18 protein-coding genes are annotated in these 20,023 nt (G+C 52.7%); 8 read left to right on the forward strand and 10 right to left on the reverse strand.

Annotation, left to right across the window (positions count from 1 at the left end; genetic code table 11):
* Positions 1–3 precede the first annotated feature (3 nt).
* Positions 4–153, forward strand: a complete 150-nt coding sequence (locus tag G392_RS13580) for a hypothetical protein (RefSeq protein WP_156900824.1) — start codon at positions 4–6, stop codon at positions 151–153.
* Positions 154–190: 37 nt separating this feature from the next.
* Here G392_RS13580 and G392_RS0105870 read toward each other — a convergent pair whose 3' ends face one another.
* The gene (locus G392_RS0105870; protein ID WP_156900825.1) at positions 191–1,363 is read right to left on the reverse strand and encodes a hypothetical protein; all 1,173 of its coding nucleotides are present in this window, start codon (positions 1,361–1,363) and stop codon (positions 191–193) included.
* A gap of 140 nt (positions 1,364–1,503) precedes the next feature.
* Between G392_RS0105870 and G392_RS0105875 the strand changes: the two genes are divergently transcribed.
* Positions 1,504–1,893, forward strand: a complete 390-nt coding sequence (locus tag G392_RS0105875; protein ID WP_027009494.1) for a helix-turn-helix domain-containing protein — start codon at positions 1,504–1,506, stop codon at positions 1,891–1,893.
* A gap of 247 nt (positions 1,894–2,140) precedes the next feature.
* Positions 2,141–4,768 (forward strand): leucine--tRNA ligase, encoded by a 2,628-nt coding sequence (gene leuS / locus G392_RS0105880; protein WP_027009495.1) that lies wholly within the window; start codon positions 2,141–2,143, stop codon positions 4,766–4,768.
* 193 nt (positions 4,769–4,961) lie between these two features.
* On the opposite strand, the gene G392_RS13260 is transcribed toward leuS, so the two are convergent.
* The 3 genes from G392_RS13260 to G392_RS0105895 all read right to left on the reverse strand — a co-directional run bounded on the left by G392_RS13260 (position 4,962) and on the right by G392_RS0105895 (position 7,718).
* Positions 4,962–5,234 carry a YkgJ family cysteine cluster protein gene (locus G392_RS13260; RefSeq protein ID WP_084165938.1) on the reverse strand — a complete coding sequence of 91 codons (273 nt, stop codon included), beginning with the start codon at positions 5,232–5,234 and terminating at the stop codon, positions 4,962–4,964.
* Complete coding sequence (locus G392_RS0105890) at positions 5,231–6,910, reverse strand: hypothetical protein (RefSeq protein WP_027009497.1); 1,680 nt, start codon at positions 6,908–6,910, stop codon at positions 5,231–5,233. The genes G392_RS13260 and G392_RS0105890 overlap by 4 nt, the downstream gene beginning before the upstream one ends.
* A gap of 64 nt (positions 6,911–6,974) precedes the next feature.
* Positions 6,975–7,718, reverse strand: a complete 744-nt coding sequence (locus tag G392_RS0105895) for a hypothetical protein (RefSeq protein WP_211224349.1) — start codon at positions 7,716–7,718, stop codon at positions 6,975–6,977.
* Between the two features lie 494 nt (positions 7,719–8,212).
* Here G392_RS0105895 and G392_RS0105900 point away from each other — a divergent pair, with 494 nt between their 5' ends.
* The 3 genes from G392_RS0105900 (at position 8,213) to G392_RS0105910 (ending at position 10,474) form a co-directional block, all read left to right on the forward strand.
* Positions 8,213–8,629 carry a helix-turn-helix domain-containing protein gene (locus tag G392_RS0105900; RefSeq protein ID WP_027009499.1) on the forward strand — a complete coding sequence of 139 codons (417 nt, stop codon included), beginning with the start codon at positions 8,213–8,215 and terminating at the stop codon, positions 8,627–8,629.
* Positions 8,630–8,843: 214 nt separating this feature from the next.
* On the forward strand, positions 8,844–9,860 hold the full coding sequence (dusA, locus tag G392_RS12270) for a tRNA dihydrouridine(20/20a) synthase DusA (protein ID WP_051255608.1): 1,017 nt from the start codon (positions 8,844–8,846) through the stop codon (positions 9,858–9,860).
* Positions 9,857–10,474 carry an NUDIX hydrolase gene (locus G392_RS0105910; RefSeq protein ID WP_051255609.1) on the forward strand — a complete coding sequence of 206 codons (618 nt, stop codon included), beginning with the start codon at positions 9,857–9,859 and terminating at the stop codon, positions 10,472–10,474. Before dusA ends, G392_RS0105910 begins: the two co-directional genes overlap by 4 nt.
* Positions 10,475–10,775: 301 nt before the next feature.
* Here the strand turns inward: G392_RS0105910 and lipA are convergent, their stop codons facing one another.
* The 6 genes from lipA to G392_RS13590 all read right to left on the reverse strand — a co-directional run bounded on the left by lipA (position 10,776) and on the right by G392_RS13590 (position 14,679).
* On the reverse strand, positions 10,776–11,768 hold the full coding sequence (gene lipA, locus G392_RS0105915) for a lipoyl synthase (RefSeq protein WP_027009501.1): 993 nt from the start codon (positions 11,766–11,768) through the stop codon (positions 10,776–10,778).
* 47 nt (positions 11,769–11,815) lie between these two features.
* Positions 11,816–12,802 (reverse strand): NYN domain-containing protein, encoded by a 987-nt coding sequence (locus G392_RS0105920; RefSeq protein ID WP_027009502.1) that lies wholly within the window; start codon positions 12,800–12,802, stop codon positions 11,816–11,818.
* 15 nt (positions 12,803–12,817) lie between these two features.
* Positions 12,818–13,432, reverse strand: coding sequence for a lipoyl(octanoyl) transferase LipB (gene lipB / locus G392_RS0105925; protein WP_027009503.1), 615 nt, complete (start codon positions 13,430–13,432; stop codon positions 12,818–12,820).
* On the reverse strand, positions 13,432–13,701 hold the full coding sequence (locus tag G392_RS0105930) for an HP0495 family protein (protein WP_027009504.1): 270 nt from the start codon (positions 13,699–13,701) through the stop codon (positions 13,432–13,434). Before G392_RS0105930 ends, lipB begins: the two co-directional genes overlap by 1 nt.
* 167 nt (positions 13,702–13,868) lie before the next feature.
* Positions 13,869–14,348 (reverse strand): TlpA disulfide reductase family protein, encoded by a 480-nt coding sequence (locus tag G392_RS0105935; protein ID WP_027009505.1) that lies wholly within the window; start codon positions 14,346–14,348, stop codon positions 13,869–13,871.
* An 82-nt stretch (positions 14,349–14,430) separates the two neighbouring features.
* A complete protein-coding gene (locus G392_RS13590; protein ID WP_027022432.1) occupies positions 14,431–14,679 on the reverse strand; it encodes a hypothetical protein in 249 nt (82 codons plus the stop codon).
* Between the two features lie 485 nt (positions 14,680–15,164).
* Here G392_RS13590 and mltB point away from each other — a divergent pair, with 485 nt between their 5' ends.
* A complete protein-coding gene (mltB, locus tag G392_RS0105945) occupies positions 15,165–16,295 on the forward strand; it encodes a lytic murein transglycosylase B (protein WP_027009507.1) in 1,131 nt (376 codons plus the stop codon).
* A 104-nt stretch (positions 16,296–16,399) separates the two neighbouring features.
* Positions 16,400–19,558, forward strand: a complete 3,159-nt coding sequence (locus G392_RS13025) for a tetratricopeptide repeat protein (RefSeq protein ID WP_051255610.1) — start codon at positions 16,400–16,402, stop codon at positions 19,556–19,558.
* Positions 19,559–20,023 lie beyond the last annotated feature (465 nt).

The following is a 20,023-nucleotide window of genomic DNA, read 5'->3' on the forward strand; positions in this document are numbered from 1 at the left end:
ATTATGAAACGCAAACATATATCACCCAAGCCGCCTTTTTGCGCCACCGAAACCGCAAAATTCAGGCTGCCTGCACCGCGTTTTGTTGAAGATGATGATGGGAAAGGGAAAAGAATTTTGATGGAATATAGTGATTTAATTGAGATTAAATAGTAGGGCGCGCCACGCGCACCCTATCCAAATATACAAGTTAATCTTTTTTTAAATTCAACAAATCTTCAAAATTTTCCAAAACCATCATACTATTTATATCTGCCTCCAACACGCCAGTATTAAAGTAATATGCAAATTTTTCCAAACCAAACGCCCTTTCTATAATATTATCCACTTCATCAGAATTATCCACATCATATTTCATTCTAACTTTCTTATCATTCAAATCAATATTAATTTTTAGATAAAGCAACACACTACCATCATTAGGGTCTTTAATTCCCAATTTAACAACGGTATGGTACTTTTTATAGAAATCCTGATTTAAATCCAATTGGTTCTTATCACTACTTTCAATTTCAACACTTTCAATCAGATTATCTTGTGCCAGTTTTGAATCATTCTCAAAAAAGTATTTGATTTTCTTGTCAATATATTTTGCTTGCGCTTCTAACAAGTAACGTTTCAATTTACTTTCTTGACTATTAATTTCGTTTTCAAAATCATTTTTATGATTAAAAGCCATTTCTGAGAAAAGTAAAATATTATACATATCAGAACGAGACTTATCACTATCCACATCATTACCATTTTTTGAATTAACAAAAAATTCATTAATATGGACATATTTTCTATCATCAGAAACAGAAGTTTTATATGTTATTGCAAACTCAAGTTTACCATTATTTCTAATAATATGGTCTATTACTCCAGCTACCAACTTATCTATACCCCATTCATGAGTTTTGTAATCTAGATGCTGTTCAAGAAACTCTCTTGCACTATCAACCAATTTTATATATCCAACATATTTTTTATTAAAATCATCTAATGTATCAATAATTTGATTGGATATTTTGAATTGCGCCAAAGCTTCGCATTCCTTGTTTGTTACATTGTCATCAATGGTTCTCGCACCAACAAGTGCGAACTGGATTTGCTTGCTTTCAAACAATGATTGGATATTTTTTTCGTGATTATTTTCATTAAATTCTTTTACGATATGTGCGAGTATGGCTTGCTCTGTTTCACTTGAATCACAGTTGCCAGCATTTGCAGTTAAAACATCAATAGCCTGATTAACTTTTTCATCATCAATCACTTCTTTAGCAAAATCAGCAGTTTTCTGTACTGACGAATTATCACAGCCTATCATAGTTAATGAAAGAACTACGATTGCACTTGAAAAATACGGGAAATTAAATTTCATTTCTTTTTCCTTTTAAATTAAATAAAGTCAATAAAAATTATTATCTTATCTTGCATGGTTTTACACCAGCCCAGAAACAAAGTTTTCTCTACAAATTTTTTAAGATAGAATTGAATTTTTAGACGCTATTGGGACAAAAAATGGTTGTGAATGATAAAATTCGCCATTTGCGTGAGTTGAAACATTGGTCTCAGGAAGAAATGGCAGAAAAATTGGAAATTTCAACGAACAGTTATGCACGTTTGGAACGCGGGGAAGGGAAATTGGATTTGGAAAAACTGGAAAAAATTGCTGCTGTATTTGATATTACTGTATCCAAATTAATTGAAACAGATGATAAAATTTTACTGGTTCAACAAATTATTGGCGACAATAGTTCGTACAGCAACAACATCGGCGAATGCGAATGGGAAACTGAAAAATTAAAATTGATGTTGCAACATAAAGATGAGTTGATGCTTCAGAAAGATAATGAAATTTCTGCTTTGAAAGAAGTCATTTCCCTATTAAAACAGCAAGCTAATAAATAAAAATAGTAGTAGGTTGGGTTGAAGCGTCAGCGTAACCCAACAAAACTTTGGGTTACGGCTTTGCCTAACCCAAGCTACGCAAATTAACCAAAGCGGGCTGCCTGAAACCGTTTCAGGCAGTTCCTTGTTCAAACCGATGGTACGCACAGCGCACCTTATCCTTTTCAGGCAGCCCAAAAGCTCGCGGCTGCCTGAATTTTCCCCGCCGTCTGCTATAATCCGCGCATTTGAAATCGGAAACACCACCATGCAAGAAACCTACCGTCCCGACCAAATCGAGCCTGCCGTCCAAGCCGCTTGGCAGGCGCAAGGCTTGGCACGCGCCGAAAACGGCGCGGACAAGCCCAAATTCTACTGTCTGTCCATGTTCCCCTACCCAAGCGGCAAGCTGCACATGGGACACGTCCGCAATTACACCATTGGCGATGTGCGCAGCCGTTTCAAACAGTTAAACGGATTCAACGTCTTGCAGCCCATCGGCTGGGACGCGTTCGGCATGCCCGCCGAAAACGCCGCCATCAATCACGGCGTTGCCCCGTCCGAGTGGACGTATGCCAATATCGCGGAAATGCGCGGACAATTGCAACGCTTGGGTTTCGCCTTTGACTGGCAGCGCGAAATCGCCACCTGCACGCCCGAATACTACCGTTGGGAACAGCTTTTGTTTACCAAATTGTTTGAAAAAGGCTTGATTTACCGAAAATTGGGCTGGGTGAACTGGGACCCTGTGGACAACACCGTACTTGCCAACGAGCAGGTGATTGACGGGCGCGGCTGGCGTAGCGGGGCATTGGTGGAAAAACGCGAAATCCCGATGTATTACTTCCGCATCACCGATTACGCCGAACAGCTTTTGCAGGATTTGGACGGTTTGGATTGGCCCGAACAGGTTAAAACCATGCAGCGCAATTGGATTGGCAAATCGGTGGGCGTGCAGGTGCGTTTCAGGCTGCCTGAAAACGAACGCGCGGGTTTGGACGCGGATTATGTTCAGGTTTACACCACGCGCCCCGATACGGTGTTCGGCGCGTGTGCGGTGGTGGTGGCGGCGGAACACCCGCTTGCCGAAGCCGCCGCCGAAAATAATCCCGAATTGCAGGCGTTTATCGCCGAATGCAAGGCGGGCAGCACCGCCGAAGCGGATTTGGCAACGATGGAAAAGAAAGGCATGCCCACGGGTCGCCATGTCGTCAATCCTTTGAACGGCGAAGTGTTGCCCGTGTGGGTGGCAAATTATGTGGTGTGGGGCTACGGCGACGGTGCGGTAATGGTCGTTCCCGCGCACGATGAACGCGATTTCGCGTTCGCGCAAAAATACGCCCTGCCCGTGCGCCAAGTGATTGATGTGCAGGACGCGCCCGCCGCTTACGACCCGCAGCAGTGGCAGGATTGGTACGCGCAAAAGGAAAATGCGGTGCTGGTCAATAGCGGCGAATTTGACGGTTTGAGCGTTCAGGCAGCGTTTGAAGCGGTTGCCGACCAGTTGGAACGCGACAACGCGGGCGGACGCAAAACGCAATACCGTTTGCGCGATTGGGGCATTTCGCGGCAACGTTATTGGGGTTGTCCGATTCCGATTGTGCATTGCGAAAGTTGCGGCGATGTGCCTGTTCCGGCGGAACAATTACCCGTTGTGTTGCCCGAAGGCGTTGTGCCGGACGGCGGCAGTTCGCCTTTGACGAAAATGCCGGAATTTTACGAAACGGCGTGTCCGCGCTGCGGCAGCCCCGCCCGCCGCGAAACGGATACGATGGATACCTTTGTGGAATCAAGCTGGTATCAATTCCGTTATTTGTCGCCGCAGTTTGACGGCGGCATGGTCGCGCCCGAAGCGGCGGCGTATTGGGGTCAGGTTGACCAATACATCGGCGGCATTGAACACGCGATTTTGCATCTGCTGTATGCGCGTTTCTTTACCAAAATGATGAACGATGAGGGCATCGTTCCCGTGCGCGAGCCGTTTAAACAGTTGTTTACACAGGGAATGGTCTTGCAGGCGACTTATTTCCGCGAGCAGGAAGACGGCAAAAAAATCTGGTTCAACCCCGCCGAAGTGGAGGTGCAAACCGATGAGAAAGGGCGTCCCGTTGCCGCCGTGTTGCGTGAAGACGGTCTGCCCGTGAACATCGGCGGCGTGCAAAAAATGTCCAAGTCCAAAAACAACGGCATTGACCCGCAGGAGTTGGTGGAACGCTACGGCGCGGACACGGCGCGGCTGTTTATCATGTTTGCCGCGCCGCCCGAACAGTCGCTGGAATGGTCGGACGGCGCGGTGGAAGGCGCGTACCGCTTTTTGCGGCGTTTGTGGCGCACGGTTTACGAATTTGTGCAACACGGCGGGCGGGACGTTGCCAAGTTTGCGGGCGGGCAAAACGTGCTTTCAGGCAGCCTGAAAGATTTGCGTTTCAAACTGCACAGCACCATCGCCAAGGTTACGGACGATTGCGAACGCCGTCAGCAGTTTAACACCGCCATCGCCGCCGTGATGGAACTGCTGAACCAATACGACAAAACCAACACCGACAGCGAAACGGGTCGCGCCCTTGCCCGCGAAGTGCTGGAAAACGTGCTGTTGCTGCTCGCACCGATGACGCCGCATATTTGCGATGCGCTGTGGGCGGAATTGTGCGGCGGCAGCCTGTGGGCGCAAAGCTGGCCGCAGCCCGATGCCGCCGCGCTGGTGCAGGACGAAGTGGAAATTATGGTGCAGGTAAACGGCAAGCTGCGCGACAAAATCACCGTTCCCGCCGATGCGGACAACGCCGCTTTGGAAACTGCCGCGCTGGCGAGCGCGGGCGCACAAAAATTCATTAACGGCGCTACGCCGAAGAAAGTGGTTGTCGTGCCGAAGCGGTTGGTGAATATTGTGGTATAGAGCGTATCGTCATAAACTTGACATCGTTGCTTTCACGCCGCAAAACTGCCGTTTCCGCGTTGAAAATCCGCGCAAGGTGTCCAACCTTGCTTGGATTTTCGCCTTGAATCGGCAGTTTTGCGGCATAAAATCAATCGCGTCAAGTTCATGGCGATACGCTCTAAAAACGCCCGCAGTGATGCGGGCGTTTTTTTCAGGCTGCTTCATTTTCTCTTTGAAATAATTCGCATATGGCGACATTGATTTTCACAAACTCTTCCCAATCAAACTGCTCGGCAAAATGTGCATGATAATAATCTTCCACCCTGCACACCAAAGGACGTTGGGCGTAAATCCGACACAAATTGGTCTGCCCGTCCAAATGACGGCAAACACCGTCTCCCCGATTTAACCAAGCCGTTTTATCACTCAAATGCACACGGCGGCAGCACAAACCGCAAGCCGTACAGGGAAAAGGCTTGTTCATAACTTCGACAACCAATCCCGAATACTGTCGGCATTACCCGCCTCAAACGGCAATTCAATATTGCGCCGTCCAATCTCCGCCGCCAACACCAGTCCGCGTTCGTATTCGTTATTGGTTTGGGTCAAATTATCTGCAAATGCCTGCAATTCAGCCGGATTGAGATTAAATTCCAGCTTGCCCAACTCCAGCAGATAACGGTCTAATTCGGCGTTAATTTCGCGATAATAATCCAACAAATCTTGATATTTGCTTTTCAGCCCGTTTAAAAAGCTCCACACCTTTTGCATGACTTCACTGTGGTCTAAAGCATAGCTCAAACCCAAAGTCAATACGCCGCCCACCAACGCACCGACAAATGCCGACAAACCATCACGAATAAAATCAAACGGCACGGCTGCCAATACCTCCGTCATGGCCGAATGCACCACCGTACCTGCCGCAATCGCAGCAGCCGCCCCCAAAATACGGCTGACTTCACGCGCCAAATCGCCTAAAGGCAATTTGTCGGGATTGAAAAAAACCAGCTTGACTGCCTTTACCAAACTGCTCCAAGTTTCACGGATGATTTTAATGGCATTTCCGCCGATGACCTGAAAAGCATTCCAAATAATTGTGGTGATGCTGCTTAACGCACCGCCAATTGCCCCGTCCTTAAACGCCGACAACACATCTTTAAAACGCGCTTTCACCCGTTCCCAAATATTTTTCAGCGTTTCTCCGATGTCGCGCATAAATTCACCCAATTGGAACCGATTGCGGCATTTGTGGTAAATGTGCGGAATCCGTTCTTTCAACTCAAACCACACTTCCGCCAACATCAAACCGAAAGCCTGCCGCATACCCATTTTCAAACCTTTGCTGCCCATATCGCAGGCAGCCGCACCAAAAAATTTGCTGCTGCTGTAATAATCCCAGTTGATTTGCGAATCAATTTTTTGGCGGGCGGCACGGTCTTTTTCCAGCATGGCTTCGGTATCCACGCTTTCCAAAGCAGACAAATGCCCTTGCTTCTTACGGATTTCATCTTGTAATTCGCGTTTTTCATGCTGCGCTTGCGGCGTATTACCGTCAAGGGCTGACAACTTGGTTTGCAGTCTGTCAATTTCCTTCTTTTTTTCCTTCTTCATTTCCGGCAAACGTTGCACAAAATCCTGTATGGACAAATCGCTTTTTCTATTATTGATATAAGCTTGGGTAGAAGCAAGATTATCACTTTGATTGGCTAATTTAACGCCGTCTGTTTCAGACAAAATACGTCCGGCATCGTTATGGATTTCATGTGCCGATACAACGTGGTCAAGCTGGCGTTTTTCATCAGCAGAGAAAGAGTGATTACGGTAGGCATCGTGCAATTCGCCTTGAACGTGTTTTTCTTTATCCAGTTTGCCTTGCTCCTTATAAAAACCATCAGCATGATAGGACTTTGAATCATAAGATTGGACATTCTTACCGTCTTTATCTAGGCTTTCCTTTATTGTTCCGGAGACATGAATATCCGATGCTTTTTGATTTTTCAAATCCTTTTGGTATTCGCGCACCTTGTGCACGGTATCAACATCGCCTCCTTTTTTGTCTTCAAACAGCAAAAAATCCAAACCGAAAGAAGTCGTCAGACTTTTTACCATAGTTTGGTGCAATTCGTTTGCCCAATCAAATTCCTTACGGACGGTATGCATGTTTATCTCCTGCAATGGTTGTAAAAACTGCCTGAAACGGTTTTCAGGCAGCCTTGCGCTCAAATTATCCGATTGACCGGTTTAATTTTTGCCGTCCTTCATCAACGGCATTATCCAGTGCTTGCGCATTCAACACGGGCAAACCATTATCCCCGATAAGCAGTTCCGCTTTGCCATCCGCATCCAACACGGCTTTATTTTGCGCATTTGTTTTCGGCTTGAATAAGGGCGTGGTAATGATGTCGGTCAAAATAGCCGCCATCTGATAGCCGTTAGCGATAATGTGCAGGGTTTCATCACTTTTTTCCTGAATATTGCCGCCTGCCTCCACGAAAGTATTCATGGATTTCAATTCGTCAAAATATTGCAAAAATTCTTTGTATATGCGCTGGGTGACACTTTGAACTTTTTGCACATACCTGCTTGTTCTCCGCAAAGTGGTCACACAGGCAGCCATTTTCTTAACCGCACTGTCCACTTGTTCACGGCTTTCGCGGGCTTTATCCAAAGCTTCTTCGGCATAGCTGGCATACGCCCACCCCGCAATCGCCAATACGGGCGCGGCAACCACACCCCCTAAAATGACCGTACCGCCCGCCATTCCCAATCCGCCCGCAGCCAAAGAACCACCGCCGATTGCCGCCAACGCAGCGTTTGTGGCAGCCGCTCCGGATAATGTGGCAATGGATGTGCCTGTTGAAGCGGCGGCAAATGCCATTACGCCGCCATAAACGGCATAAGCGGCAGCCGCGCCACCCACACCCGCTCCAACCACTTGTCCCAAATATGTTGTTGCCGACAATTCCAAACGCTTAATCGCTTCCAAACGGTGTTGGGGAACATTGATTGCCAAATCTTTTCCGGAGCGGGATTGATTGATTTTGTCCAACAACTTGTCTGCCAACTTGCGGAATTCGCCAAAATCGGAACCGATTTTTAACTGCAACGTCCCCAAACTTTCCAAATCCTGATTGGTGTATTGATTTTGTGTATCATAAGCCTGTTTTGCGCCTTCGTATTTCGTTTGGGCATCTTTCACAATTTCATCAGCACGGGATTTGTCCTGATAGCCATCATAACCTTTTTTCGCGCCATAACCCGCAGCAGCCAAAGCAGCCGCACCCAAAATAAACGGTAATGCCATAATCGCTTCCTTTATAAAAATCTAATTAAATAAAAATGGTTTGAATCAATGATTCTTTATTCTATAATGCCCTTCCATATTTTACCAGCCACAGACAAGGTGCTTTTGTGGCTTTATCAGGCACTTAAGTTTCCTTTCAAGACACTGCGGGGAAAATCATGATGTTGAACGACAAAATCCGCATGTTGCGGAAGCTGAACAATTGGTCTCAAGAACAAATGGCGGAGAAAATGCAAATGACAAAAAGCGGCTATGCCAAAATCGAACGCGGGCAAAGCAAAATCAATATGGAGCGTTTGGAACAGATTGCGGCGATTTTTGATATCGATGTGCTGGAACTGATGACGCGCGGCAACAACGGCGGTTCGTTTTACCTTCTAAGCGAAAACAGCCATCAATCCAACTACTACGGCAACAGCGAATCGCTGGTTTCCGAGATTGAGAAACTCAAGCTGATTATCCAACACCAGCAGGAAATGCTGGCGCAAAAAGATTTGCTGCTGGCACAAAAAGAAAGCGAAAACCAAATTTTAAAATCCTTGGTGGCGACTTTGCAAGCACAAACGCCGTCTTAACGTGCGCTCATGCGGACTGCCGGAATGCCCGTACCGCGCTTCCGGCAGCTTTGCCGTTTTCGTTGTTGAAGCCGATTCACACATTATCACACAATAATCTTTACTATTTCAAAGTACAAACATTGCCATATGCCTTGCCCTGCATGGGGCGTGCCGACATGGCTCCCAACGGATACGCCGCCAAGGGGCAGGGTTCAAACCGAAAAGGAATTTGATGAACAGCACACAACACACCGATACGGCGGAAAAACACAGATTAAGCGTTGCGCCCATGCTCGACTGGACCGACCGCCACTACCGTTTCCTCGCCCGCCAAATCAGCCGCCGCGCCCTGCTCTACACCGAAATGATTCACGCCGGTGCGCTGGTGTACGGCGACGCGGCGCGTTTTCTGGAAACACACCCCTGCGAACACCCCGTTGCCCTGCAACTGGGCGGCAGCGAACCCGATTTGCTCGCCCGCGCCGCCGCCAAAGCCGCCGCCGCCGGTTTCGCGCAAATCAATCTGAACTGCGGCTGCCCCAGCCCGCGCGTGCAAAAGGGCGCGTTCGGCGCGTGTTTGATGCGCGACATTCCGCTTGTCGCCGACTGCCTGAACGCCATCGCCGATGTCGCGCCCGATTGCGAAACCACCGTCAAACACCGCATCGGGCTGGACCGCGACACCGAATACGAACCGCTTGCCGAATTTGTCGGCACGCTGGCGCGGCAAACGCCGGTGCGAACCTTTGTCGTCCACGCCCGCAACGCTTGGCTGGAAGGCTTGTCGCCCAAAGAAAACCGCGACATTCCGCCGCTCCGCTACGATTACGTTTACCGTTTGAAGCGCGAATTTCCCGAATTAAACATCGTTATCAACGGCGGCATCACCACGAATGAACAAATTGCCGACCATCTTCACACGGTGGACGGCGCAATGGTGGGGCGCGAAGCCTACCACAATCCGATGCTGATGGCGGAATGGGACGCGCGTTTTTACGGCGGCACCGCGCCCGCGCCGAACCACGCGCAAGTCGTTGAAAAGATGTATGACTACGCCAAACGCGAGCTGGCGGAAAACCGCCACACCACTTTGCGCCACATCGTCCGCCACAGCTTGGGGCTGATGCACGGGCTGACCAATGCGCGGGTGTGGCGGCGGATGTTGTCCGATGCCGAGTTGTTGCAAGACAACCGTGCGGAACTGATTTTGCGGGCTTGGGACGCGGTTTCAGGCTGCCTGAAAACATGAACGCCGCCGAACTCGCCCGTTTTCTGGATTTTTGCTGCCGCGCCCCACACGGTGTTGCCCTGCTGGTTTCGCGCAACCGCCTGTTTGATTTTGACGCGCCGAAAGCGGCGGCGGTGCTGGTGGCTTTCGCGCCCGATGCGGCGGGCGAATGGTGGATTTTGCTGACGCGCCGCGCCGACACCTTGCGGCATCACGGCGGACAATTCGCCTTTGCTGGCGGGCGCGTGGACGCGGCGGACGGCAGCGCGGCGGCCGCCGCCTTGCGCGAAGCGGCGGAAGAAGTCGGCACGCCGCCCGATGTGTGGACGGTGGCAGGCAGCCTGCCCGAATGCCACACGCCGTCCGGCTATGCCGTTACGCCCGTATTGGCGCACGCGCCCACCCTGCCCGTTTTGCAGCCAAACGCGGCGGAAGTGGCGGAAACGTTTTGGCTGCCCGTCCGCACCGCGCTGAACCCGAATGCCTACCGCGCCCGACCGTTTGCGTGGCGCGGACAACGCTTCCACAGTCCCGCGCTGCATTGGCAGGGGCGCGAAATTTGGGGCGCAACGGCGTTGATTTTACGCCATTTGGCGGCGTGTTATGCCCGATTCAAGCCAAATACCATGCTCTAGCGTGTCATCAATTGACCGAGAAAGCACAGTGCCGTCATTCCCGCGAATACGGGAATCCACTGCCCGATGCACTAATTTTCATCGAAAAAATCTAGTGTCATCAATTGACCAAGAAAACCCCGCACCGTCATTCCCGCGCAGGCGGGAAGCCAAAACAAATTTCAAAAAGCATTGATAAAACATCACTTGCCACAAACATCAGGCAGTAGATTCCCGCCTGCGCGGGAATGACGGCATCTTTGTATTATGCTGATTTTCAGCACAAAAGTTTAAATGATGACACACCCTAAATAATGACACCCTAATGCTGTGAAGCACACGCCCCGCCCTGCACTTCTTTCAACGCTTCTTCCGCCTGCACGTCCGCATGATAGCTGGAACGCACCATCGCCCCAATCGCCGCATTGGTAAAGCCCATTTCGTAGGCTTCGCGCTCAAACTGCTTGAACATCTCCGGCGTAACGTAGCGCAACACCGGCAAATGTCCGTCCGAAGGCTGCAAATACTGCCCCACCGTAATCATCTCAATATCGTGCGCCCTCATATCGCGCATGATTTCGCGCACTTCCTCATCGGTTTCGCCCAAGCCCACCATAATCCCCGATTTGGTGGGAATATGCGGCATCATCGCCTTGTAACGTTTGAGCAAATCCAAAGAGTGTTGGTAATCCGACCCCGGACGCGCCTGTTTGTACAAACGCGGGTGCGTTTCCAAATTATGGTTCATTACATCGGGCGGATTGTTCGCCAAAATCTCCAGCGCGATGTCCAAACGTCCGCGAAAGTCGGGCACGAGAATTTCAATTTTGGTGTTCGGGCTGCGGGCGCGGATGGCGTTGATGCAGTCGGCGAAATGTTGTGCGCCGCCATCGCGCAAATCGTCCCTGTCCACCGAAGTAATCACCACATAGCGCAAACCCATCGCCGCCACGCTTTCGGCGAGATTGGCGGGTTCTTCGGGGTCAAGCGGATTCGGACGACCATGCCCGACATCGCAAAACGGACAACGGCGCGTACAAATATCGCCCATAATCATAAACGTGGCCGTGCCTTTGCTGAAACATTCGCCGATATTCGGGCAGGACGCTTCTTCGCAAACGGTGTGCATTTTCTGGTCGCGCAAAATATTTTTGATTTCAAAAAACTTTTTTCCGGTGGGGATCTTGGCGCGTATCCAACTGGGTTTTTTCAGTTTTTCTTCAAGCGGGACGATTTTGATGGGAATGCGGGCGGTTTTCGCCGCGCCTTTGTGTTTCACGCCTTGCGCGTTGTTCAGGGGATTGGTTTCGGTCATGGATTTTCCGATGCGTGTTTCAATAAATCAGGTAAGGCAAAAAGCATTCAGGCAACCGGCAGGTGCTCATCTTCCAAAAAAACGACATTCGCCGCCCGTCCGTTTTGTTCGGCACTGTTGCTGCTGTTCGGGTCGGGGTATTTGAACACGTCAAATGCCACCCTATCTCCGCGTTTGATTTGGTGCTGACGGCTGTTTTTATCAATGTTGCTGGCATAAAAGAAAAAATCGCCCTTATCGGTTTTGATGAAACCGTAGTTGTTAATCCACCGTTTGATGGTTCCCGACAATTTTTCCGTTTCGCCCGCACGGTTTTGAATTTTACGCAACCAATAATTGGGCGGCACCAATTCGTCTTTGGTCAATTCGTAATGTTCCGGCATCGCTTCAATGATGGCGCGTAAGGTTTCATGATTATAATTGCGCGGGTCAAAATCAGGCATGATGTTGCGGATGGATTTGCCCAAATGCGACAGGCTGACCCGCCCGCCGTCATCGGTTTGCGAATTGGCATAAGCGTTCGCCAACAAATCTTCCAGCGACACATCGTGTCCGTCTTCCCTTGCCGCCGCCGCCGCATCCGCAGGCTTGGTGGTACGGTAAACCGCCAAATTTTCAATATGTTTGAATTGGTTGCACGATTTAATCCACAAAGAGTTGGATTTTTGTTCGCCGATGCCCAGCACAAACAAACCGTATTCGCGGATTTTCAATGCCAGGCTGTAAAAGCCCTTATCGCTGCTGACAATGCACATCGCATTGATTTCTTTGTTAGTATTGGCAAGCTCAATGGCGTCCATCACAATGGCGTGGTCGGTGGCTTGCGAAGCGTTGCGGAATTGTTGGACGGGGCGGACGGGAATGTGCAGCAACAATTCTTTCCAGCCGTTCATGTTGTTGGTTGTCCAATCGCCGTAGATACGGCGCACCAAAATTTCACCGTCTTTGGCAACTTCGCTCAAAATCGGCTCCAAATAACGGGGTGAAATATTGTCGCCGTCAATAAAAATGGCGTATTTTTTGTTTTCGTTCATGTGCTGTTGTCTCCGTCAGGCAGCCTGAAAACCCAATTCCTGCTGCAAATAGCCCGTCAATTTTTCCGCCACTTCGTCTATTTCGGGCGCATTATCCAGCAAATCCGCCATCTGCACCATCTCCAAACCCGCATAACCGCAAGGGTTAATCTGTTGAAACGGCGTTAAATCCATCTTGATGTTGAGTGCCAGTCCGTGATACACCGCGCCGTTTTTAATCCGCAAGCCCAGCGAAGCGATTTTGCGCCCGTTTACATACACGCCGGGACGTTTCGGGTCGGCGGTGGCGGCGATGCCGTAATCGGCAAGGGTGCGGATAATGGCGTTTTCCAGCGCCGACACGATGGCGCGGACGCTTTGTTTGCGCCGTTTGAAATCAATCAGCGTGTAAACAATCAGTTGCCCGGGCCCGTGATAGGTAATCTGCCCGCCACGGTCTATCTGCACTACGGGAATGCTGCTGCGGGCGAGCAGGTGTTCGGCTTTGCCCGCCATGCCTTGCGTGAACACGGGCGGGTGTTGCAACACCCACAGTTCGTCTTCGGTGTCGGCGCGGCGGCTGTCGCTGAATTGGCGCATGGCGTTGAACACGGTTTGGTAATCCGCCAAGCCAAGATATTTGATTTTCATCAGAAAACCACTTTGACAAGCGGGTGGGAAGTGAGGGCGCGGTAGATGTCGTCCAGTTGGTTTTGGTTGGCAACGTGTACGGTGATGGTCGCGCTTTGGTAGTTGCCGCCCGCGCTGGGGCGCAACACGATGTGTTCGGCGCGGGTGTCGGGCGCGTGCGGCTGCACGGCTTGGAGCATTTCGGCGGCAAAATCGGGGTGGGTTTGTCCCATAGCTTTGATGTTGAAATCGCAGGGAAATTCAATTAAGGGGGGATTGGCGGCAGACATGGTGTATGTGGAAAATAAGATAAAAGACAAGGCGAAAGTGGGGCGCGGACGGTTTTTTTCAAGGCAAAGGCTGCCTGAAATCTTTTCAGGCAGCCGTAGGGACGCATCATCATTTAACCTTGCGGCGGTGTTTTTGGCGCAAATTAAATGATGATGCGCCCCACATATTATTTTTTCTTACGGCACGCTGCACGCGCTTTTTGCACGGCTTGGTCAAGACGGGCGGCGGTGAGTTCACCGACAATCGGTTCTTCGTGTCCGCATTGCGGGGCGCGAATCACGGTGTAAGGTAGCCCGCCCACTTTATTGCCGAATGTTTTCATCATGTTACGGCTGTCTTTGCCGGTGTAACGCCACACGGGATAAGACACGGGCGTGGTGTGCAAAAATTTTTCCACGTTCTCGGCGCTGTCCAGCGCGATGCCGGTCATAAATACCTTTTGTTTCTTGCCCTTGCTTTGGTACCATTTGGACATGTCGGGCATTTCCTTGCGGCAGGGGGCGCACCACGCCGCCCAAAAATTAATCACCTGCACCTGCGCTTTGGCGGGGACGGTTTGCGGGGCGTTGTCGCGGTGGCGGACGAAATCGGCATGGGAAACGGCTGCGGCAAGCAGTGCCGTCCAAGCGAATGCGTGCAGTTTCACGGCAGTTCCTTTCGGTTGAAGCGGATAAGGTTCAAAAGACAAAAACCCGCCAAACGGGGCGGGGCAAACGGCGCAGCCGGCATCAGGACAATGCCCAACCGCGTATGGTCATGATTTTTTGGTCGGCTTTCAATTCGCATTTGAAGCCTTTGCGTTCGTAATACGCCAGCACGTCGTGCATGGAAGTGGTAACATCACCGACATATACTTGGCATTCGCGTTTGCCGCAGGAAACGGCATGGCGGATTTCCGAGTCGATGTCGTTGAGCAGAAGCTGGTTTTGGATTTCCCACAAGCGGACGAACTGGCTTTTGGCAGATTCTAAATCCATAATTTTGTTCCTTTGTTTGATTCTGTGTACGGCGGAAAAACCCGAACCGCAGCTTCGCCAATCGCGTTGTGCGTGTGTTGCTTGGGCAATCAAGGGCTTGCACCAAAAATACCGGGCTGTGGCGGTGTATCGAGCGCCAACGCTGAAAAACACAGCCGCCATTATAGCAATAATGCCGCTTTTTTGCGCTTTTTGCCCGCCGTGCCGCCGCATTGCTGCGGGAAGCTGTGGCAATTGTGGCATAATGGGCGCTTGCGGGCAATGCCGTTGCCGTGCGTGCGGTGTGCGTGCCGTGCCGTTCGGGAAACCGATTATTCACTCCAATAAGGGCGAATCAAGCGGCTGCCGTGCCAAAGGGCGGGGCAGACGCCGTTGCGGACAAGCCGATTTTGTAAGATATTGTATTTGTTTGTTAAGATTTTTTTACTTCGGGCATGGTTCGGCAAGCCTGCGCCCTGCCCCAACGAAGGAACAGAAGGAACAAGATGAAAAAAAGTATTTTGGCGGTTGCGCTGCTGCTGTTGGCGGGGTGCGGGGCGGAGCAGCCTTCACCGCCGCCGCAAACCTCTGCCACCCCCGCCGCGCCTGCGGCGGCGCAAGACGAATTGATGCGTTTGGCACAACAGCACGGTGCGCCGTCTGCCCTTGCCGCCGATGCGCCCGCGCCGTTTTTCAATGCGGCAACGGCGGGCGTGGCGGCAACGGGTTTTCCTTTTGACGCGAATGTGCGCGGTTTTGCCGATTACCATGCGGCGCGGGGCGTGCCGCGCGCGCTGTTGGACGATTTTTTCGCCCGTGCGTCTTATCGCGGCAATCTGATTGGCTTGATGGACAAGCCGGGCACGTCCAACCCTTGGTACAAATTCCGGCAAGGCAACGCCGCCCCGCGCATCGCCGGCGCGCGCCGTTTCTACGCCGCCCACCGCGCCGTGATTGACCGTGCCGCACAGCAATACGGCGTGCCGCCGCAACTGATTGTGGCGATTATCGGCATCGAAACCAACTACGGCAGCAACAAGGGCAACATCCGCGTGGGCGACGCTTTGGCGACTTTGGGTTTTGCCTATCCGCGCCGTGGCGCGTTTTTCCAAAAAGAATTGGCGGAATTTTTAAAGCTGGCGCAGGAAGAAGGGCGCGACCCGATGGGCTTTACCGGCAGCTTTGCCGGCGCGATGGGCATGCCGCAGTTTATGCCGTCCAGCTACCGCAAATGGGCGGTGGATTTTGACGGCGACGGCCGCCGCGACATCTGGCACAGCGTGGCAGACACCGCCGCTTCGGTTGCCAACTACATGAAAGCGCACGGCTGGCAGACGGGCGGACGCATGATGATTCCCGTGTCGCTGAACATCACCCCGCAGCTTCAAGCCCTGATTGACGAAAAAACCGCTTTGAACCACACGGTGGCGCAGTTGAAACAAATGGGGGTTGTGCCTTTGGCGGCGGTGGACGAACGCGAAAAAGCGGTGTTGTTCCGCTTGGAAACCGCGCCGAACCGCTACGAATATTTCATCGGGCTGAACAATTTTTACACCGTTTGGCAATACAACCACAGCCGCATGTACGTTGCCGCCGTGCGCGAAATCGCGCTGGGTGCGGGCGCACACGGTTTGTAGCGCGTACGCCCCGCACGGGCGCAAACCTGCGGGGCAAGTTTTAAATTCTTGCAAAACTCTGTTAATATAAGCGTAATTGTATTATACGAACTCTGCGATTTTCCATGAAAACAGCCATTGTGATTACCAAATTCAAACAGGCGCTGGCGGCTTACGAAGAAGGCAAATACGAAGTCGCCCACCCTTTGTTTCTGCAGGCGGCGGCGCAAAAGTCCACCGGCGCACAGTTTTATTTGGGCAAAATGTACGCCGAAGGTTTGGGGGTGTCGCCCGACGCGATTAAGGCGGCAGACTGGTTCCGCCAAGCCGCCGAGCGCGGCTATCCGCCCGCACAGGCAAAACTGGCGGAGCTGTATGCCAACGGTTGCGGCGTGCCTTTGGATTACCGCCAAGCGGCGCAATGGTTCAAGCTGGCTGCCGAGCAAAAAGACAAAACCCCCGAAAACCGCCTGAAAGAAGCGCAAGACGCTTACGAACGCGCCGATTACGATGCGGCAATGGCGGGGTTTCAAGGCTTGGCGGAGGAAAACAGCGCAACGGCTCAGTTTTATCTCGGCGAAATGTACGCGGCGGGCTTGGGCATCGATGCGGACGCGGCACAGGCGGCGGAATGGTACCGTTTGGCGGCGTTGCAGGACTGTTTGCAGGCGCAGGTGAAGCTGGGCAAAATGTACGCCAACGGCTCGGGCGTGGCGCAGGATTACCGCGAAGCGGCGTTGTGGCTCGACCGTGCGGCGCAGCAGGAGGAAAACAATACCGCCAATTTGTTCGTCAAGGCACAGGCTTCCTACCAGCAAAACGATTATGCTGCGGCATTGGGGCTGTTCCGTACGTTGGCGGCACGCGGCCATGATGCGGCGCAGTATTATTTGGGCAGCATGTACACGCACGGCTACGGAGTAGCAAAAGACGATTTGCAGGCGGCGGAGCATTATTTTCAGGCGGCGCAGCAGGGCTATGCGTCTGCGCTGACCATGGTGCGCGAGCTGGCACAGCATCATGCGGTGGCGCAGTTTTATCTGGGCGAGCTGCACCGCATGGCGGCGGGCGTGCCGCAGGACGATGTGGCGGCCGCCGACCAATATTTGAAAGCGGCACAACAGGGCTATACGCCCGCACAGGCGCGTATGGGCGAACTGTACGCGCACGGTCGCGGCGTGCCGCAGGATTACCAACAGGCAGCAGCGTGGTATGCGAAAGCCGCCCGCAGCGAACAGGCCGCCACCCCCACCGCACTCACCGCCGTGCCGCCGCAACGGGTCGCGCCGGTGGTGCCGACCGCAGTGGCCGCCGTACCGCCGGCAACCTTCGTACCGGAAACGGCATTGTCCGCCCCTGCCCAAACGCCCGTACCGGCTGCGGCAACACCTGCCGCACCGCCCGCGCCCGTACAGGCAGAACCGGCAACCGTGGTCGCACCCGCACAAGCGGTGGTTGCTCCCGTTTTCACGCCGCCGCACCGCCACAGCACGACCAAGCCTGAAAACGAGCCGGCAAACGGCGCGGCAGCACGCAACACCGCCCCCGCGCCAAACGACAGCGCACCGTCCGCAGCGCAAGCCCCTGCCCCGCTTGCCCCGACCGATGCCGTTGCCCCTGCGCCGCAAACCGCCGCGCCCGTTGCAACCGCACCCGCCGCAGCAGAACCGACCGCAGCGCAAACCGTAGCGGCATTGGTCAAACCGCACACCGATGCCGCACCGCCAACCGCCGCGCCGATGACGCCCGCCGCCAAACCCGTATTTGAAATGCTGGACGGGCAGGACGAAGACGAAGAAGACACAGACGAAGCCGAAGCAGCACGCTTGGCGGCAGAAGAAGCGGAACGCGAACGCATGGAAGAAGCCCTGCGCGCCGAAATGATTGCCTCCGCCCACGCCGAAGCACTGGCAGCCGCACAAGCGCACACCGCCCTGCGCGAACGCGCCGCCCACGCCGTACAGTCCAACCACCGCCAAAGCGACCGCCAAATCGCCAAATCGGCAGCACAAATGGTTGCCAAAGCCTTGGGCGAACCTTTCAAAACCGTGGCGGCGGTGATGGCGGAACGCAACAACACGCACGAACCCCCCGCAGCCGCCGAACCGTCCCCGCCGCCCCGCCCTGCCGCCCGCACCGCACCCGATGAAAGCCTGACCCAAATGTTCGAGCAGGCACTGTCGCTGTACCACCAAGAAGACCACACGGGCGCATTCCCCCTGTTCCAAACACTGGCGATTAAAGGCAACCCCGAAGCACAATACTATCTGGCAACCCTGTTCGACAACGGCTACGGCGTGCCGCAAGACGAACAACAAGCCGCCGTGTGGTACCGTAAAGCCGCCGACCAAAACCACGCCGCCGCCCAATACAATCTGGGCGTATCGTATGCCAAAGGACAAGGCGTGGCGCAAGATTACGCCCAAGCCGTACAGTGGTACGCCGAAGCCGCCAAACAAGGCTACACCGCCGCCCAAAACAATCTGGGCGAACTCTACGCACAAGGCTTGGGCGTAGAACGCGACCTTGCCCAATCCGCACAATGGTTTGCCCAAGCCGCCGAAAACGGCGATGCCGTTGCCCAATACAACTTGGGCATCGCCCACAGCAACGGTCGCGGCGTAGAACAAAACGAAGCACGCGCCTTGGAATGGTTCAAAAAAGCCGCCGCACAGGGCAACGCCGCCGCCCAATACAACTTGGGCGTCCGCTACGAAGGCGGACAAGGCGTTCCGCAAGACTACCACCTTGCCGTACAGTGGTACCGCAAAGCCGCCGAACAAGGCTATGCCAACGCCCAAAACAACCTCGGCTTGCTCTACGCAGACGGACACGGCGTGGAACAAGACACCGAACAAGCCGCCGACTGGTGCGAAAAAGCCGCCGGACAAGGTCATGCCGACGCCCAGTTCAATCTCGGACTGCTCTACGCACAAAGCCTCGACAGCATCGAAGGACAACGCCAAGCCGCCGCATGGTACCTGAAAGCCGCCAAACAAGGACACGCCGCCGCCCAAACCAACCTTGCCGTTGCCTACTTCAACGGCTGGGGCGTGGACCAAAGCCGCGATGAAGCGGTGGTGTGGTACAAAGCCGCCGCCGAACAAGGCGTGGTTGCCGCCCAATACGGCTTGGGCTGGCTGTACTTTCACGGCTCGCCGCCCGACTACGACGCTGCCGAAAAATGGTGGACACAAGCCGCACGGCAAGGCGACAAAAACGCCCAACAAGGCTTGGCGGAACTCGCCCGCCGCCGCCAACAGCAAAACGCCCGCCCCGAATAGCGCGTGCCATCATTTAGATTTTCCCACTGAAAATCAGTGCAATATAAAAATATGCCGTCATTTCCGCGAATGCGGGAATCCACAGCCCGATGCGTAGCAAACGATGTTTTATCAAAGTTTGTTGCAATTTGCTGTTGGATTCCCGCCTACGCGGGAATGGCGGTACATAATTTCCCAAACACCGCCACCCCTTGCCCTCACCCTTGAACCATGCTATAGTGGGAAATTGCTTTCTACTGCATAAAGCATGCTTCCGACCATGCTTCTTTGGTCTTTTAAACGTTAAAAATTGTTTATGTTTGTTAAGATTTAAATTTACAAAATCAGCACAGGCAATAAATTGATTTAAAATGAAAAACAAGGCTATGCAGTCGGAAAACCCGCCCCATCATTAGGGGATTAAGACTGACAACACATTCATGAGTTCTGGTCCAGTGAATTGTCGGAAAACCCGCCCCATCATTA

The organism is Conchiformibius kuhniae DSM 17694 (assembly GCF_000428785.1).
In the GTDB taxonomy this organism is placed as follows: Bacteria; Pseudomonadota; Gammaproteobacteria; order Burkholderiales; family Neisseriaceae; genus Conchiformibius; species Conchiformibius kuhniae.

Excerpts from the sequence above, each read along its gene's own strand:
- G392_RS0105930 (WP_027009504.1), bottom strand. The coding sequence starts at position 13,701 with ATGTCTGCCGCCAATCCCCCCTTAATTGAATTTCCCTGCGATTTCAAC.
- leuS (WP_027009495.1), top strand. The coding sequence starts at position 2,141 with ATGCAAGAAACCTACCGTCCCGACCAAATCGAGCCTGCCGTCCAAGCC.
- G392_RS13025 (WP_051255610.1), top strand. The coding sequence starts at position 16,400 with ATGAAAACAGCCATTGTGATTACCAAATTCAAACAGGCGCTGGCGGCT.
- G392_RS0105875 (WP_027009494.1), top strand. The coding sequence starts at position 1,504 with ATGGTTGTGAATGATAAAATTCGCCATTTGCGTGAGTTGAAACATTGG.
- G392_RS0105870 (WP_156900825.1), bottom strand. The coding sequence starts at position 1,363 with ATGAAATTTAATTTCCCGTATTTTTCAAGTGCAATCGTAGTTCTTTCA.
- mltB (WP_027009507.1), top strand. The coding sequence starts at position 15,165 with ATGAAAAAAAGTATTTTGGCGGTTGCGCTGCTGCTGTTGGCGGGGTGC.
- lipA (WP_027009501.1), bottom strand. The coding sequence starts at position 11,768 with ATGACCGAAACCAATCCCCTGAACAACGCGCAAGGCGTGAAACACAAA.
- G392_RS0105920 (WP_027009502.1), bottom strand. The coding sequence starts at position 12,802 with ATGAACGAAAACAAAAAATACGCCATTTTTATTGACGGCGACAATATT.
- dusA (WP_051255608.1), top strand. The coding sequence starts at position 8,844 with ATGAACAGCACACAACACACCGATACGGCGGAAAAACACAGATTAAGC.
- G392_RS13260 (WP_084165938.1), bottom strand. The coding sequence starts at position 5,234 with ATGAACAAGCCTTTTCCCTGTACGGCTTGCGGTTTGTGCTGCCGCCGT.
- G392_RS13580 (WP_156900824.1), top strand. The coding sequence starts at position 4 with ATGAAACGCAAACATATATCACCCAAGCCGCCTTTTTGCGCCACCGAA.
- G392_RS0105900 (WP_027009499.1), top strand. The coding sequence starts at position 8,213 with ATGATGTTGAACGACAAAATCCGCATGTTGCGGAAGCTGAACAATTGG.
- G392_RS0105890 (WP_027009497.1), bottom strand. The coding sequence starts at position 6,910 with ATGCATACCGTCCGTAAGGAATTTGATTGGGCAAACGAATTGCACCAA.
- G392_RS0105910 (WP_051255609.1), top strand. The coding sequence starts at position 9,857 with ATGAACGCCGCCGAACTCGCCCGTTTTCTGGATTTTTGCTGCCGCGCC.
- G392_RS13590 (WP_027022432.1), bottom strand. The coding sequence starts at position 14,679 with ATGGATTTAGAATCTGCCAAAAGCCAGTTCGTCCGCTTGTGGGAAATC.
- lipB (WP_027009503.1), bottom strand. The coding sequence starts at position 13,432 with ATGAAAATCAAATATCTTGGCTTGGCGGATTACCAAACCGTGTTCAAC.